The sequence below is a fragment of the Streptomyces sp. TG1A-60 genome, from assembly GCF_037201975.1.
Taxonomy (GTDB): domain Bacteria; phylum Actinomycetota; class Actinomycetes; order Streptomycetales; family Streptomycetaceae; genus Streptomyces.
On sequence record NZ_CP147520.1, the window covers coordinates 4805468 to 4820967 of the forward strand.

The 15500-nt window shown below is 70.7% G+C and carries 11 protein-coding genes and 2 pseudogenes; 4 read left to right on the plus strand and 9 right to left on the minus strand.

Translation table 11 applies throughout. The annotated features are described in order from the left end of the window. The first annotated feature begins 96 nt into the window (after positions 1-96). Both WBG99_RS20895 and WBG99_RS20900 read left to right on the plus strand, forming a co-directional pair. On the plus strand, positions 97-2160 hold the full coding sequence (locus tag WBG99_RS20895; protein ID WP_338897747.1) for a fructose-specific PTS transporter subunit EIIC: 2064 nt from the start codon (positions 97-99) through the stop codon (positions 2158-2160). 217 nt (positions 2161-2377) lie between these two features. After that, on the plus strand, positions 2378-2656 hold the full coding sequence (locus tag WBG99_RS20900; RefSeq protein ID WP_338897748.1) for a hypothetical protein: 279 nt from the start codon (positions 2378-2380) through the stop codon (positions 2654-2656). A gap of 37 nt (positions 2657-2693) precedes the next feature. Here the strand turns inward: WBG99_RS20900 and WBG99_RS20905 are convergent, their stop codons facing one another. The 3 genes and pseudogenes from WBG99_RS20905 to WBG99_RS20915 form a co-directional block, all read right to left on the minus strand. Further along, on the minus strand, positions 2694-3443 hold the full coding sequence (locus WBG99_RS20905; RefSeq protein WP_338897749.1) for a DUF6227 family protein: 750 nt from the start codon (positions 3441-3443) through the stop codon (positions 2694-2696). Positions 3444-3621: 178 nt separating this feature from the next. Continuing rightward, the gene (locus tag WBG99_RS20910) at positions 3622-4839 is read right to left on the minus strand and encodes an Ig-like domain-containing protein (RefSeq protein ID WP_338897750.1); all 1218 of its coding nucleotides are present in this window, start codon (positions 4837-4839) and stop codon (positions 3622-3624) included. Between the two features lie 158 nt (positions 4840-4997). Further along, positions 4998-6049, minus strand: a pseudogene (locus tag WBG99_RS20915) (P1 family peptidase). 225 nt (positions 6050-6274) lie between these two features. Between WBG99_RS20915 and WBG99_RS20920 the strand changes: the two are divergent. Next, complete coding sequence (locus WBG99_RS20920) at positions 6275-6457, plus strand: hypothetical protein (RefSeq protein WP_338897751.1); 183 nt, start codon at positions 6275-6277, stop codon at positions 6455-6457. A gap of 88 nt (positions 6458-6545) precedes the next feature. Here WBG99_RS20920 and mscL read toward each other — a convergent pair. The 6 genes and pseudogenes from mscL to WBG99_RS20950 all read right to left on the minus strand — a co-directional run bounded on the left by mscL (position 6546) and on the right by WBG99_RS20950 (position 12388). Further along, positions 6546-7021 (minus strand): annotated as a pseudogene (mscL, locus tag WBG99_RS20925) (large conductance mechanosensitive channel protein MscL). A gap of 132 nt (positions 7022-7153) precedes the next feature. After that, positions 7154-7732: a hypothetical protein gene (locus WBG99_RS20930; RefSeq protein WP_338897752.1), complete on the minus strand. Its 579-nt coding sequence runs from the start codon at positions 7730-7732 to the stop codon at positions 7154-7156. Between the two features lie 165 nt (positions 7733-7897). After that, positions 7898-8761 carry an S-methyl-5'-thioadenosine phosphorylase gene (locus WBG99_RS20935; RefSeq protein ID WP_338897753.1) on the minus strand — a complete coding sequence of 288 codons (864 nt, stop codon included), beginning with the start codon at positions 8759-8761 and terminating at the stop codon, positions 7898-7900. Positions 8762-8838: 77 nt separating this feature from the next. Further along, positions 8839-9183, minus strand: a complete 345-nt coding sequence (locus WBG99_RS20940; protein ID WP_338897754.1) for an FmdB family zinc ribbon protein — start codon at positions 9181-9183, stop codon at positions 8839-8841. A 69-nt stretch (positions 9184-9252) separates the two neighbouring features. Then, positions 9253-10533: an MFS transporter gene (locus WBG99_RS20945; protein WP_338897755.1), complete on the minus strand. Its 1281-nt coding sequence runs from the start codon at positions 10531-10533 to the stop codon at positions 9253-9255. A gap of 277 nt (positions 10534-10810) precedes the next feature. Further along, positions 10811-12388 (minus strand): potassium/proton antiporter, encoded by a 1578-nt coding sequence (locus tag WBG99_RS20950; RefSeq protein WP_338900418.1) that lies wholly within the window; start codon positions 12386-12388, stop codon positions 10811-10813. Positions 12389-12652: 264 nt separating this feature from the next. Here WBG99_RS20950 and WBG99_RS20955 point away from each other — a divergent pair, with 264 nt between their 5' ends. Continuing rightward, entirely contained in the window at positions 12653-15451 is a 2799-nt protein-coding gene (locus WBG99_RS20955) for a penicillin acylase family protein (protein WP_338897756.1), read from the plus strand. Positions 15452-15500: the final 49 nt, after the last annotated feature.

A 15500-nucleotide genomic window follows, 5' to 3' on the forward strand; every position in this document is an offset into this window, starting at 1 on the left:
TTCCTGGTCGGCCCCAGCGGCCCGTGCCCCCCACACTTCCGTCCCCACCCCCGCCCACCAGTATTCCCGGGCGATACGCGTGCGAAGGAGCCCGCGATGAGCGAGATGATCACCGCGGACCTGGTCGACCTCGACCTGTCCGCCGATACGAAGGAAGCGGCGGCGCGTGCCCTCGCCGAGCGCATGGTCGCCAAGGGCCGGGTCACCGACCTGGACGGCTTCCTCGCCGACGTGGCCGCCCGCGAGGCGCAGATGCCGACCGGGCTGGACGGCGGTATCGGCATCCCGCACTGCCGCAGCGAGCACGTCACCGAGCCGACCCTCGCCTTCGGGCGCAGCGCGGCCGGGATCGACTTCGGCGCGGCCGACGGTCCCGCCGACCTGATCTTCCTGATCGCCGCCCCGGCGGGCGCGGACGACGCCCACCTCACGATCCTGTCCTCCCTCGCCCGCCAGCTGATGAACACCGAGTTCACGGACGCGCTCCGCGCGGTCGACGACGCGGCCAGTGCCGCCGCGCTCGTCCGGGGCGACGAGGACGCACAGCCCACCGAGGGCAGCGAGGACTCCGCGGCGGCGTCGGCCGGAACGGCCTCCGCCGACGCCGCCGCGGGCAGCGCGGACACGACCGCGACCCCGGCGGCGAGCGCTCCGGCAGAGGCCGGCCGCCCCTTCCGTATCGTCGCCGTCACCTCCTGCCCCACCGGCATCGCGCACACCTACATGGCCGCCGAGTCGCTGGAGAACGCGGGCCGGGACGCCGGTGACGTCGAGATCGTCGTCGAGACGCAGGGCTCGGCCGGCTTCAACCGGCTCGACCCGGCCGTCATCGCCGCCGCCGACGGCGTGATCTTCGCGCACGACGTGCCCGTACGGGAGAAGGACCGCTTCGCCGGGAAGCCCACCGTCGACGTCGGTGTGAAGGCGGGCATCAACCGCCCCGCCGCACTGATCGCCGAGGTCCGCGGCAAGGCCGAGCGCGGCGAGGTCACGGTCGCCGCCCGCCCCGGCACCCCCGTCGACCGGGCCGGCGAGCCCGGCGAGGGCTACGGCACCAAGCTGCGCAAGTGGCTGATGTCCGGCGTCAGTTACATGGTCCCGTTCGTCGCGGCGGGTGGTCTGCTGATTGCCCTCGGCTTCGCGATCGGCGGCTGGGAGATCAACCAGGCCAAGCCCGTCACCGAGCAATTCGACTGGCTCCAGGTCGACAGCTGGGCGGCCCTGCTGTTCCAGATCGGCGTCGTCGCCTTCGGCTTCCTCATCCCCGTCCTCGCCGGTTACATCGCGTACGGCATGGCGGACCGGCCCGGTCTCGTCCCGGGCTTCGTCGGCGGCATGATCGCCGCCAACATCAACGCCGGTTTCCTCGGTGGTCTGGCCGCCGGTCTGATCGCGGGCGCGGTCGTCCTCGGTATCCAGCGGATCAAGATCCCGCCGGTGCTGCGCGGCATCATGCCGGTGGTCGTGATCCCGCTGATCTCGTCGATGATCGTCGGCTTCCTGATGCTGGTGGTGATCGGCAAGCCCATCGCCGAGGCGCAGAAGGGCATGACGGACTGGCTCAGCGGTCTCTCCGGCAGCAACGCGATCCTGCTCGGCGTCCTCCTCGGTCTGATGATGTGCTTCGACCTCGGCGGCCCGGTCAACAAGGTCGCGTACGCCTTCGCCACCGCCGGCATCGCCGTGCAGAACCCCAGCGACTCCGCGATGATGATCATGGCGGCGGTCATGGCGGCCGGTATGGTCCCGCCGCTGGGCATGGCCCTCGCCACCACGATCCGCAAGAAGCTGTTCACCAACGCCGAGCGCGAGAACGGCAAGGCGGCCTGGGTGCTCGGTGCCTCCTTCATCTCCGAGGGCGCGATCCCGTTCGCGGCGGCCGACCCGCTGCGGGTCATCCCGGCCTCCATGGCGGGCGGCGCGGTCACCGGTGCGCTGGCCATGGCCTTCGGCTCGACCCTGCGCGCACCGCACGGCGGCATCTGGGTCACCCCGCTGATCGGCCAGCCGCTGCTGTACGTGCTGGCCATCGCGATCGGTACGGCGGTCACGGCCGGCCTGGTCATCCTTCTGAAGGGCCTGCGCGGCACCCAGCCGGGCACGGCACCCGAGTCCGCTCCCGCCGCCAAGGCGGAGACCAAGGAGCCGGTCGCGGCCTGAACTCGTGACCGTACGCCGACCGTGGCCCCTCTCGTGAGCGGGGCCACGGCCGCACGCGTTCGTCAGGGATTCCGGCCCACACGTTTGCGGTGAGCGGGACCGGAAGGCCGCGCGCCCCTTTGGGTGTCTTTGCAACCTCTGTTACTTGTACGCCGTACCTGCGAGATACATCACGGTCCGGTCTCAAAGTCCCCACCGGTGGTGTCTACTGGAGGGCATGCCTGAGCACGTGCCGATCCTCCAGCTGGTGGGCGTGGCTGCCCTCGCCCTCGCGGCGGTCATCTGGGTCGCCGTGCTCGTCCGCGTACTGCGCCGGGACCGCGAGGCCCACCGGGGCCGCTTGGCCGAGCTGGCCCGGCGCCGGGGGCAGCGCCTGCGGGCCCTGCCCCAGCAGCGGCGCAAGGGCCCGCACGTCGAGCATGTGGAGCTGACCCCGGCGGAACAGGACGCTTTCGCCTTCCTGGCCCGCCGGTTCAGCGACGACCGCCAGGCCTGAACCCTTTCCCTGTCGGTCTCCACGCATTCCCACGGGACTATCCGAGCGTCCCCGCGCGCCGCTCCATCGCGTCCCGGGCCGCGTCCTCCGTCGCGTACACCTCGCACATGTGGCGTCCGTCCGGGGTGGCCGTGTGCTCGACCTCCCAGAGGGAGATCTCCTGTCCGTCGGTGAGCAGGAACGCGTGCTCGTAGAGCGAGCAACTCGGGCCGGGCCGGGCGGGGCGGTGCGGGCGGCCGAAGGCCTGGGTGATCTCGTGCGCGAACGCGGTCCGCAGCAGCAGGGTGGCGAGCTCGTCCCCGGGAGGGTCCGGGTTCTCCGCGCGCCGCAGCAGCCGCCGGGCGTGGTCCGCCGAGTCGTCCGGAACGTACTCGTGGCGCGGCTCGGGGAACGCCGCCAGTTCCACCATGGCGGGCAGCTCCAGGTCGGGGGCGTCCGGCGGCAGCGGCAGGCGCGCGGTGGCGGCCCGCAGCTCCTCGTCGTCCGCGTAGACCTCGTGCTGGGTGTCGCTGCCCGGCACCGTGTTGTGCACCAGCTCCCACAGGGTGACGGCGGAGCCGTCCGCGAGCAGCCAGGTGTGCCGGTACGTCGCCCGGTGCAGCCCCGAACTGTAGTGCGCGGAGTGCAGCGAGCTGTCGTGCGCGAGGGCGCAGTCGAGCTGTCGTATGGTCTCGTCGGGCAGCTCGAAGGAGTTCAGGGTGCGGCCGAGGAGTCGCGCGAGGTGCTCCTCAGGAGACTCGGGCGACTCGGGTGGCTCGTACGCTGCCGTCTCGTACGGAACGCTCAAGGTTTCTCCCGGCGTTGCTGCATGTCACCTTGTGGGTGCATACCGTAGCCCTTCGGTCGGACATCATGTCCGGGAACCGAGAAAACGTACGTCCATAAAACGCCGGAGCCGCGCGATTGGTTCCCGCGCGGCGCGACGAGCTCCCGGAAGCGCTGGGTCAGATGGTGTCTGCCCCGGGTCAGCCGGCGCTGCCCGCCGTCCAGGCGCTCCACGCCATGTTCCAGCCGTTGAGGCCGTTGTCCGGCGAGACCGCCTTGTCGGGGGAGTTCTTGACGATCACCACGTCACCGGTCAGCGAGCTGTCGAAGAACCACTTGGCGACCGTGTCACCGTTCGCCCCCTGGGCGTCCGCGAGGCCGACACAGCCGTGACTGGTGCCCTGCCGCCCGAAGGGCGGGTTGGACCTGTCGTACCAGTAGTTGCCGTGGATGAACGTGCCCGACGTCGTCAGCCGCATCGCGTTCGGCACGTCCGCTATGTCGTACTCACCGCCGAAGCCCACCGTCGACCCGTTCATCCGTGTCTGCCGGAACTTCTCCGAGATCACCATCTGGCCGTTGTACGTCGGGGTCTCGGTGCTGCCCGCCGAGATCGGGACGGTCTTGAGCGTCTTCCCGTCGCGGGCGACCGTCATGGTCTGCGTGTTCACGTCGACAGTGGAGACCTGCGAGCGTCCGACCGTGAAGGTGACGGTCTTGTCCTGCACGCCGTGGACGCCGTTCGCGCCCTCCACACCGTCCAGGTCTATCTTCATCGTGACCTTGGACCCGGCCTTCCAGTACTCCTCGGGCCGGAAGTCGAGCCGCTGCGCCCCGAACCAGTGCCCCACCGCCTTCTGCCCGCTGCTCGACGTCACCGTGATGTGCGACTGCACGGCCTTCCGGTCCGTGATCGCCTTGTCGAAGGTGAACGACACCGGCATCCCGACGCCGACCGTGGTGCCGTCGTCCGGTGTGTACGTACCGATGAAGCTGTTCGCCGTGGACACGGTCGTGAAGACGGAGTTGGCGGCCGAGGTCTTCCCCTCCGGGTTCTTCGCGGTCGCGGAGATCTGGTAATTCGTCCCGCGCTCCAACTGATCCTTCGGCTTCCAGGACCGCCCGTCCGCCGCGATGTCGCCCGCGACGACCGCGCCGCCCTCCGCCGCGGTCATCCTCACCCCGGTCAGCTTGCCGCCGCTGACCTTCACGCCGGTCGCGTTGATGGACGCGCCCGTCGAACCGTCCTGCGCCGAGATCGTGATGCGCGCTGCCGCGTCCTCGGCCGAAGTCCCCTTGCCGCCACTCTTGTTGTCGGCCTTGGCGTCTCCACCGCAGCCGGTGAGGGTCAGCGCGCCGGCCACCAGTACGGCACAGGCCCCCGTCGCACGCCGCACAGCAAACTTCCGCCTCGTCACGATATGCTCCAGCTTCTTCGCTTCTGCGTGATCTACGTGATCCGCTCCGGTACGTGGAGAAAGAGCGAACGAGGGCCGAGTGGGTTCCCCCAACCGCCGCCCGCCGGCATCACGTGACAGAACCGGGACAATCGTCTCCCCGACAACTCCCGCTGGGCCTACCGGCGTTCCAGGTCCCCCCGGGCCTGCTCGTACAACTCCCCGTACGACGGCCACACTCCGCCCGGCCCGTCCACCGACTCGGCCGCCCGCACTGCCCGCACGATCGCCCGCGTCACCAAGTCCGCGCCCTCCGCGAGGAGTTCGTTCAAAGCGAGAGGGCCGGCCTCGGGCGGCAGCGGCCGGGCGCCCGTCGCCAGGGTGAACACCGTGTCCCCGTCGTTGAGCAGATGCACGGGACGTACGGCGCGGGCGATGCCGTCGTGCGCCGTGCCGGCCAGCTTCTGGGCCTGGGCGCGGGTCAGGTCGGCGTCGGTGGCGACGACGGCAAGTGTGGTGTTCAGCGGGGAGGAGAGTTCCGCGCGGCGGCCTCGACGAGCCGCCGGCCCGCCTCCTCGTGGACCTCCGGCGCCGGACACGTCGTACGCCCCCGCAGCGACTCCCCGTACAACACCCCCGTCTCCGCGTCCATCGCCGAGCCCGCCGCGTTGGCCACCACCAGCGCGGCCACCGTGATCCCCGAGTCCAGCACGGTGCTCGCGGTGCCGACGCCCCCCTTGAGCTGCCCCACCGCCGCTCCCGTCCCGGCGCCCACGCAGCCCTCCGCCACCGGGGCACCGAGCCCGCTCGCGGCGGCGGCCTCCACCGCGGCCCGGCCGGTGGCCGCGTCCGGTCTGGCCCTGAAGTCCCCGCCCCGGCCCAGGTCGAAGACGCAGGCGGCCGGCACGACCGGCACCACGTGCGCGGGGTCTGGGCCGACCCGCACACCGCGCCCGCGCTCCTCCAGCCAGGCCATCACGCCCGACGCGGAGTCCAGGCCGTACGCGCTGCCGCCGGTCAGTACCACCGCCTCGACCTTCTGCACCAGGTTCCGAGGGTCGAGCGCGTCGGTCTCCTTGGTGCCGGGCCCGCCCCCGCGCACATCCACGGCCGCCACGGCGCCGCCTTCCGGAGCCAGCACGACCGTGGTACCGGTGAGCCAGCCTCCGCCGGTCCGGGTGGCGTGGCCGACCCGGAGGCCGGGGACATCGGTCAGCGCGTCAACCGCCATGGGCTTCTCGGTCTCCGCGGCCTCGGTCTCGGCTGTGGCGGAGCCCGGGGCGGGGTCCGGCCCCGGGGGAGACGATGGCGTGGCACTGGACGTCATGGGGCCAGCACACCAGAAAACCCGGTGAAATTCTCCCTCGGATGTTCACAAGTGCACGCGTGGGCCGGGGAGGTGCGCCCAGGGGGCAGGACCCGACGCTGTACCTGTCCGGGGCCGTACTCTGGAGGCATGAGCACCGCTCCCACCCCCGAACCGCGTGACCTCAAGGCCGCACTGGTCTTCGACGACCCGCTGAGCCGGCCGTCGTCCGACGACACGGACCACGGGTGGGGCGAGCGGCCCGCCGACGGCGGCGACAGCGCGGCCGATCTCAAGCGCTTCCTCGACGAGAAGCCGCCCCACCACCTCTGACAGTGCCCGCCGACGGCCTTGAGCCGCCGACACCGTCGGAGCAAGGCCCTGAGCCGCTGACACCGCAGACCTGAGGCCTCGTGCGCGGCTATTCGCGGTCGTGGCCCGAGCCGCGCTGCGCCACCAGGGCGTCGCGGATCTCCTTCAGTACCTCCAGCTCGGTCACCTCGATGACCTCGCGGGTGCCTTCCTTCGCCTTCCGGCGGGCTTCCTGACGGGCCAGGTACTTGGCCATGGGGAGGACCATCAGGAAGTAGACGATTGCCGCGGTGATGACGAAGCTGAGGGTGGCACTCAGCACCGTGCCCCACATGATCGGGATGCCGCTGGTGACCGTGCCGTCCGGCGCCACTCGGCAGGGATCCTTCAGGCACGAGCTGTACCTGTCGAGGTCCTTGGTGCCGAACGCCCCGACCAGCGGGTTGATGACCCCCTTCACCACCGAGTTGACGATGTTCGTGAAGGCCGCGCCGATGACCACGGCGACGGCCAGGTCGACGACGTTCCCCGCATCAGGAAGGCCTTGAAGCCCTCCCAGACGCTCGGCTCCCTCTTCTGGCTCACCACGAGGCCTCTCTGCGCTGGTTGTGGAACAAACGACTCCGCAACCTACGTCAGGGCGCGTCCCGGGTGGCCAACCGGGTCCCTTCAACGAGGGACTTGACGGGCGGGGGCCGGCGTTCGTCGGGCCGAGGGTCACCACAGCGTCACCGCCAGGCGAGAGGTGGCACCCGCGCCGGCCAGGCGGGCCGCCGTGCGGCGGGGCACGGTCAGGACGACCAGGGCCCCGCTCTCGGTGGCGCTCGCGGTCGGCACCTCGGACACGCGGGCGCCCCGTGCGACGACGCGTGCGGCGCCACCGCCCGTCGCGGACTCCTCGGCCGCGATCACGTCGACGCGGTCGCCGGGGCGCAGCAGTCGTACCGTCGCGCCGTCGGCGATGCGTACCGGTGCGGTCACCGTCTCGGCGGTGGTGGGGCGCTCGGGGACGGGGTCGGCCACGGGGTGACCCCCGACGCGTTCGGCTTCCCTGGCACCCGCCCCCGTCGCCAGCAGGGCGGCGGCGGTCACCGCCAGACCCGCGGCCATGGCCCGGCTTCGGCAGCGGGCGAGGCGGCGCAGGCGCTGTGCGCCGCCGCGTACCCGTAGGGGGGCGAAGTGCGGGACCTCGCAGGTGGGAGGGGTGTCGCTGCCGGGTGGGCCGGCGGCCCAGGCGGGAAGGCGTACGGATGTGGACGTGCGCGCGGGCGCGGACGTGGATGAGGGACGGGACATGGGGCCACCACCTGCTGTGTGAGATCGGCTTGCGGTCCCACGATGAGGCCTCGCGGCGGCGCGCGTTGAAGCCGGTGGACTACCCACCGGTTGTGGAGAACTCCGCCACCCGAACGAGGCGTTCCGCCCCACCCCCGCACCGGGCGGGCCGGTGCGGTCACCCCATTACGGCAGCTCGAACCCCGGATCCATCCCGCCCAGCGCCTTCGTGCACAGACAGTCGCGGGTGTTGCCCGGCGGGAGGGCGGCGACCGTGTCGAAGAGGACGCCTCGGAGGCGGTCGACGTTGGCGGCGAAGACCTGCAGGACTTCCTCGTGGGAGACGCCCTCGCCGGTCTCGGCGCCGGCGTCGAGGTCGGTGACGAGGGTCAGGGAGGTGTAGCAGAGCTCCAGTTCGCGGGCGAGTACGGCCTCGGGATGGCCGGTCATGCCGACGACGGACCAGCCCTGGGCCTGATGCCACAACGACTCGGCGCGGGTGGAGAAGCGGGGGCCCTCGACCACGACGAGTGTGCCGCCGTCCACCGGTTCCCAGTCGCGCCCGCGCGCCGCTTCGAGGGCGGCCTTGCGGCCGACGGGGCAGTAGGGGTCGGCGAGCGAGACATGGACGACGTTCGGGATGGTGCCGCCGGGCAGCGGGAGGCCGTCGAAGTAGGTCTGGGTGCGGGACTTCGTGCGGTCCACCATCTGGTCCGGCACGAGCAGCGTGCCCGGCCCGTACTCCGGTCGCAGGCCGCCCACCGCGCACGGGCCGAGCACCTGGCGCGCCCCGACGGAACGCAGAGCCCACAGATTGGCCCGGTAGTTGATGCGATGCGGCGGCAGGTGGTGGCCACGGCCATGGCGGGGGAGGAAGGCGACCCGGCGGCCGGCGACCTCGCCGAGGAAGAGGGAGTCGCTGGGCGGTCCGTAGGGGGTGTCGACCTCTATCTCGGTCACGTCGTCGAGGAAGGAGTAGAAGCCCGAGCCCCCGATGACCCCGATCTCCGCCATGCCCGCCCCGCCCGTCGCGTTCTCCGTGTTCGCCATGCCCGCACCCTAACCGGGCCCGGAAACGCCGAAGACCCCGCCGTCGTCGTACGAGGCCGGGGTCCCGGACGGAGGTGCTACGCGGCCGAGGTGCTGCTGGTGGAGGAGGAGCCCGAGGACGACGACTTCGAGTCGGAGGACGACGACGAAGACGAGCCCGAAGACGACGACGTGGCGGACTTCGTGTCCGACGTGGCGGACTTCGTGTCCGACGACGAGGACGCCGGGCTGCTGCTCGACGACGAGCCGCGGCTGTCGTTCCGGTAGAAACCGGAGCCCTTGAAGACGATGCCGACCGCCGAGAACACCTTCTTGAGGCGGCCGTTGCAGCTGGGGCACTCGGTCAGGGCGTCGTCGGTGAACTTCTGCACCGCTTCGAGGCCCTCACCGCATTCGGTGCACTGGTACTGGTACGTCGGCACTGGTCTTCCTCCTGGCACTCTCACTCGATGAGTGCTAACGACGGTCCATAGTGACCTATTCACCGGGGATCAGTCCACTGTCACCGGCACTCGGTGACCGACGACACGCGCGACGGTGCGGCTCCGGGGCCTCGTCGCCAGCCGCGTGCGCAGCGCCAACAGGGTCGCGAGGGCCAGTGCCGTACCGGCCGTCGGCACCAGGAACCCGGCGCCGGTCCACAGCCGGTCCTCCAGCTGTCCGGCGGCCGTGACGGCGGCGGCCTGGCCGAGGGCGACCGCGCCGGTCAGCCAGGTGAAGGCCTCCGTGCGGGCACCGGCGGGAACCAGCGAGTCGACCAACGTGTACCCGGTGATCAGGGCCGGGGCGACGCACATGCCCACCAGGAGGCCGAGCGCGGCGAGGACGAGCACGGAGTGGGCGGTCCACAGAACGGAGGCCACGACCGCGAGGGCGGTGTATCCGATGATCAGGCGGCGCTGCGGTGCGGCCTTCCACACGATCGCGCCGCAGACGATGCCGGACAGCATGTTGCCGGCGGCGAAGACGCCGTACAGGACGCCGTTCAGGCCGGGCTCGCCGATCGACTCGGAGAAGGCGGCCAGGGAGACCTGCATGCCGCCGAAGACCGAGCCGATGCCCAGGAACGTGACGATCAGGACGCGCACGCCGGGGACCGACAGGGCGGAGACGCGCTCCACGCGCGCGTGCGCCCTGGAGACGACCTTGGGCTGGGTGCCGCGCTGGGCGGCGAACAGCAGACCGCCGACCAGGGTGAGCGCGGCCTCGGTGAGCAGGCCGGCCGCCGGGTGCACGGCCGTGCACAGCGCGGTCGCCAGCAGCGGGCCGAGCACGAAGGTCAGCTCGTCGGTGACGGACTCGAAGGCCGTCGCGGTGCTCGTCAGGGGCGAGTCCTGGAGCTTGACGCCCCAGCGGGCCCGCACCATGGGGCCGACCTGAGGCACGGAGGCGCCGGTCGGCACGGCGGCGGCGAAGAGCGCCCACAAGGGGGCGCCGATCAGCGCCATCGCCGTCAGGGAGAGGCCCGCCACCGCGTGGACCAGGACGCCGGGGATCAGGACGGTGCGCTGGCCGTGACGGTCGGCGAGACGGCCGCTGTAGGGGGCGAACAGCGCCATGGAGACACCCGTCACGGCGGCCACGGCTCCGGCCGCCCCGTAGGAGCCGGTGGTGTGCTGGACCAGCAGCACGATGGAGAGAGTCAGCATCGCGAACGGCTGACGGGCCGCGAAGCCCGGCAGGAGGAACGTCCACGCGCCACGGGTGCGCAGCAGCTGCCCGTAGCCCGGGCGGGACGTTTTCGAGGTGTTCGAGGTGACCGTGGACGCCACGGCCGTGCCTTTCCGCCGCCTGGTAGCGCGATCCCCGGCTCACGGGGATCGGGCGCCGAGAGCTGTCCTCTTGCGCTACTGCGGTAGATGCCGGGGCCCGGAGACAGGGGCGTGCCGACCGCCATACGGTCGCGCCAGCTCTGCGTCAGACAGAGTTGGTCCGATCAAAATGCGCCTTCATCGTACAGGGAGGAACAGGCGGGTCACCTGTGAAAACGAGCACCATGACCGCCCGTACCCCTGATTCCGGAGAGTGGGAACGGTGTGAAACGTGTTCTCAACGGCCGGACCGGCCAGGCCGGCCGTTCCCGTTCCCGGTCCCCAGCCATCCGGCCAGCTTGCCGCCCTGGCCGACGGCTCTGAGGCGGCGTTCCGCGCTGTCGAGGACGGGATCGGTGGCGACCACGAGGAGTTCGTCGCCGCGGCGCAGCACCGTGGTCGGCATGGGTACGAAGGACGTGCCGTCGCGGACGACGAGGGTGACGGCGGAGCCCGCGGGGAGCCGCAGCTCGTTGACCTCTACGCCGTGCATGCGGGACTTCTCCGGGATGGCGACGGACAGCAGGTGGCCGCGCAGCCGCTCCAGGGGGGCCGATTCGATGCCGAGGTCGGAGGCCTCGTCGCCCGAGCCGCCCAGGCGCAGTGTGCGGGCGACCCACGGCAGGGTCGGTCCCTGGACGAGGGTGTAGACCACGACCAGCACGAAGACGATGTTGAAGATCCGACGGCTGCCCTCGATCCCGCTCACCATGGGGATCGTCGCGAGGATGATGGGCACGGCGCCGCGCAGCCCGGCCCACGACAGCAGCGTCTGCTCCCGCCACGGCACCCGGAACGGCGTCAGCGCGACGATCACGCTCAGCGGCCGGGCCACCATGGTCAGCACCAGCCCGATGACGAGTGCCGGCCAGATGTCGCCGCCCATCTCGTGCGGCGTGACCAGTAGCCCGAGCAGGACGAACATGCCGATCTGGGCGATCCAGCCGACCCCCTCGGCGAAGCCGCGCGTGGCCGGCCAGTGCGGCAGCCTGGAGTTGCCGAGGATCACGGAGGCCAGGTAGACGGCGAGGAAGCCGCTGCCGTGGGCCATGGCGCCGGCCGCGTACGCGGCGACGGCGATGGCCATGACGGCGATCGGGTAGAGGCCGGAGGCGGGCAGTGCCACGTGCCGCAGGCACCAGGAGCCCAGCCAGCCCACCGCGAGGCCGATGGCGGCGCCGATCGCCAGCTCCAGGGCTATGACGCCCACCAGGACGTACCAGTGCTCGACCGGTCCGGCCGTGGAGAGCGAGATGACGAGGATGACCACCGGGGCGTCGTTGAAGCCGGACTCGGCTTCCAGGATGCCCGTCAGGCGCGCGGGCAGGGGGATCCTGCGCAGCACGGAGAAGACGGCCGCCGCGTCCGTGGAGGACACCACCGCGCCGATGATGAGGGCCTGCCGCCACTCCAGTCCGATCAGGTAGTGCGCGCCCGCGGCCGTGATGCCCACGCTCACCGCGACTCCGACCAGCGCCAGTGAGGCGGCGGCCGGCAGGGCCGGCTTGATCTCCTTCCACTTCGTGCCGAGGCCGCCGTCCGCCAGGATCACGACGAGGGCCGCGTAGCCGATGACCTGGGTCAGTTCGGCGTTGTCGAAGTGGATGCCGATGCCGTCCTGGCCCATCGCGATGCCGATGCCCAGGTAGGCGAGCAGGCTGGGGAGCCCGCTGCGCGACGAGATCCGGACCGCGGCGACCGCGACGAGCAGGACGAGCGAGCAGACGAGCAGGAGCTGGTTGAGGTCGTGGACAGTCAGAGGGCCGTACCTTTCTCGCCGAACCGCACGTGGTTCCGAGTGCGGGATGCCGAGCACCGGGTGCGGGCACACGCGCGTATGGGCATGCGAGGCCGATCACGGAAACCGTGCTGTTCCGGACACTTTCAGTGCAAGTACTTCGTTACCTTACCTAACTCTTGACGATTCCTTGACGCTTCCAAAGAGCATGATCGAACATTCGTCCGTGCCGGTTCCCGACTCCGCGTCAAGTCGCGCCGGGCCCTGCGCCTATGGTTGCTCCAGCGTTCAGTACAAAGCACAGCCCGACCTGCCGCTCGTGTTAGGACAGCAAGGACAGCGATGCCCACCGACACCACCGCCTCCTCCGGCCAGCAGTCCGGCAAGTCCGGCAGGAAGAAGGGGCGCAAAGTCCGCCTCCTCCTGATCGTCCTGGTCCTGGCCATCATCGGTGGCGCCGGCTACGGGGCGTTCTGGTCCGTCTCCACCGTGCGGGCCTCCTTCCCGCAGACCAAGGGCTCGACAACCCTGGACGGTCTGTCCGGGCCGGTCGACGTCAAGCGCGACGGCTACGGCATCCCGCAGATCTACGCCTCCTCCGACGAGGACCTGTTCATGGCGCAGGGCTACGTCCAGGCGCAGGACCGGTTCTACGAGATGGACGTGCGCCGCCACATGACGGCCGGCCGCCTGTCGGAGATGTTCGGCGAGGGCCAGGTCGACAACGACGAGTTCCTGCGCACCCTCGGCTGGCACCGGATCGCCGAGGAGGAGTACAAGTCCGTCCTGTCGGCCGAGACGAAGAAGTATCTCGACGCGTACGCCAACGGGGTCAACGCCTACCTCGCCGGCAAGGACGGTGAGGAGATCTCCCTGGAGTACGCGGCCCTCGGCTTCGCGAACGACTACAAGCCCGAGGAGTGGACCCCGGTCGACTCGATCGCCTGGCTGAAGGCGATGGCGTGGGACCTGCGCGGCAACATGCAGGACGAGATCGACCGCGCCCTGATGACCAGCCGCCTCGGCCCCAAGCAGATCGCCGACCTGTACCCGCGGTACCCGTACGGCCGCAACAAGGCCATCGTGCGGGAGGGCGAGTACGACGAGCTGACCGAGACCTGGACGGACGGATCGCAGTCGGCGCCGGGCACCGGCGGCTCCACGCAGGGCACCGCCGGTTCCACGCAGGGCGCCGGCGGCACGGGGACGGGCGTGGGCACCGCCGCCGGGGCCTCCCCGGATTCCGGGGCACTCCAGGCGCAGCTGGGCGGCCTCTACGAGGTCCTGGAGGACCTGCCCGAGGCCGTCGGCGTGAACGGCAACGGCATCGGCTCCAACTCCTGGGTCGTCTCCGGCGGCCACACCATCACCGGAAAGCCGCTGCTGGCGAACGACCCGCACCTGTCGGCCACGCTGCCGTCCGTGTGGTACCAGATGGGCCTGCACTGCAAGTCGGCCACCGAGAAGTGTCAGTACGACGTCGCCGGCTACACCTTCGCGGGCATGCCCGGCGTGATAATCGGCCACAACGCGGACATCTCCTGGGGCATGACCAACTCCGGCGTCGACGTCACCGACCTCTACCTGGAGAAGCTCACCGGCGACGGCTACGAGTACGGCCGCAAGGTGCTGCCCTTCGACACCCGCGAGGAGACCATCGAGGTCGCCGGCGGCACGTCCAAGAAGATCGTCGTCCGCACGACCAACAACGGCCCCCTCCTCTCCGACCGCAGCAACGAACTCGTCCAGGTCGGCAAGAAGGCGACCGTCGACCAGGACGCCCCCGACCGCGGCGACGGCTACGGCATCGCCCTGCGCTGGACCGCGCTCGACCCCGGCACCTCCATGGACGCCGTCTTCGCGATGAACAAGGCCAAGGGCTGGGACGACTTCCGCGAGGCCGCCGCCCTGTTCGACGTCCCCTCGCAGAACCTGATCTACGCCGACACCGACGGCAACATCGGCTACCAGCTGCCCGGCAAGATCCCCACCCGCGGCGAGGGCGACGGCTCGGTGCCCGTGCCGGGCTGGGACACCGAGTACCGCTGGACCGGCTACATCGACCAGGACGAACTGCCGTACGAGTACAACCCGGACCGCGGCTACATCGTCACCGCGAACCAGGCCGTCGTCGACAAGGACTACCCGTACACGCTCACCACGGACTGGGGATACGGCACGCGCGCGCAGCGCATCACCAGCCTCATCGAGTCGAAGATCAAGGGCGGCGGCAAGGTCTCCACCGACGACATGCGCCAGATGCAGATGGACAACAGCAGTGAGATCGCCAAGCTGCTGGTGCCGCTGCTGCTGAAGATCGACGTGAACGACCAGCACGTCCGCCAGGCGCAGAAGCTCCTGGAGGGCTGGGACTACACCCAGGACGCCGGCTCGGCCGCGGCCGCGTACTTCAACTCGGTCTGGCGCAACATCCTCCAGCTCGCCTTCGGTAACAAGCTGCCCAAGGAACTGCGCGTCAAGGGCCAGTGCCTGTCGGTCGAGCCGGTCGACACCACGGGTCCCGCCGACGAGGACCGACGCGTCCGCGAGTGCGGCAAGCGTGACGCGGACCAGGCGCAGCCGGACGGAGGCGACCGCTGGTTCGAGGTGGTCCGCCGGATCATCGACGACGAGGACAACGACTGGTGGTCCGCGCCGGAGACCCGCACCCAGGATGCCGCCGACACCCGTGACGAGCTGTTCAAGCGGGCCATGCGGGACGCCCGTTGGGAGCTCACCGCCAAGCTCGGCAAGGACGTCGACACCTGGAGTTGGGGCCGGCTGCACCGGCTGTTCCTGAAGAACCAGACCCTCGGCACCGAGGGCCCCGGTTTCCTCCGGCACATGCTCAACCGCGGCCCCTGGAAGCTCGGCGGCGGCGAGGCCACGGTCAACGCCACCGGCTGGAACGCGGCGGGCGGCTACGAGGTCGTCTGGGTGCCCTCGATGCGCATGGTGGTGAACCTCGGGGACCTCGACAAGTCCAAGTGGATCAACCTCAGCGGCGCCTCCGGGCACGCGTACAACGCCCACTACACCGACCAGACCGCCAAGTGGGTCAAGGGCGAGCTGCTGACCTGGTCCTTCTCGGAGCGGGCGGTCGAGGGCAGTACCAGCGAGACGCTGTTGCTGAAACCATGACCCCCGTCTGAATCGACCCCCGCCTGAGGGGGAAAGCGGCCTCCACACA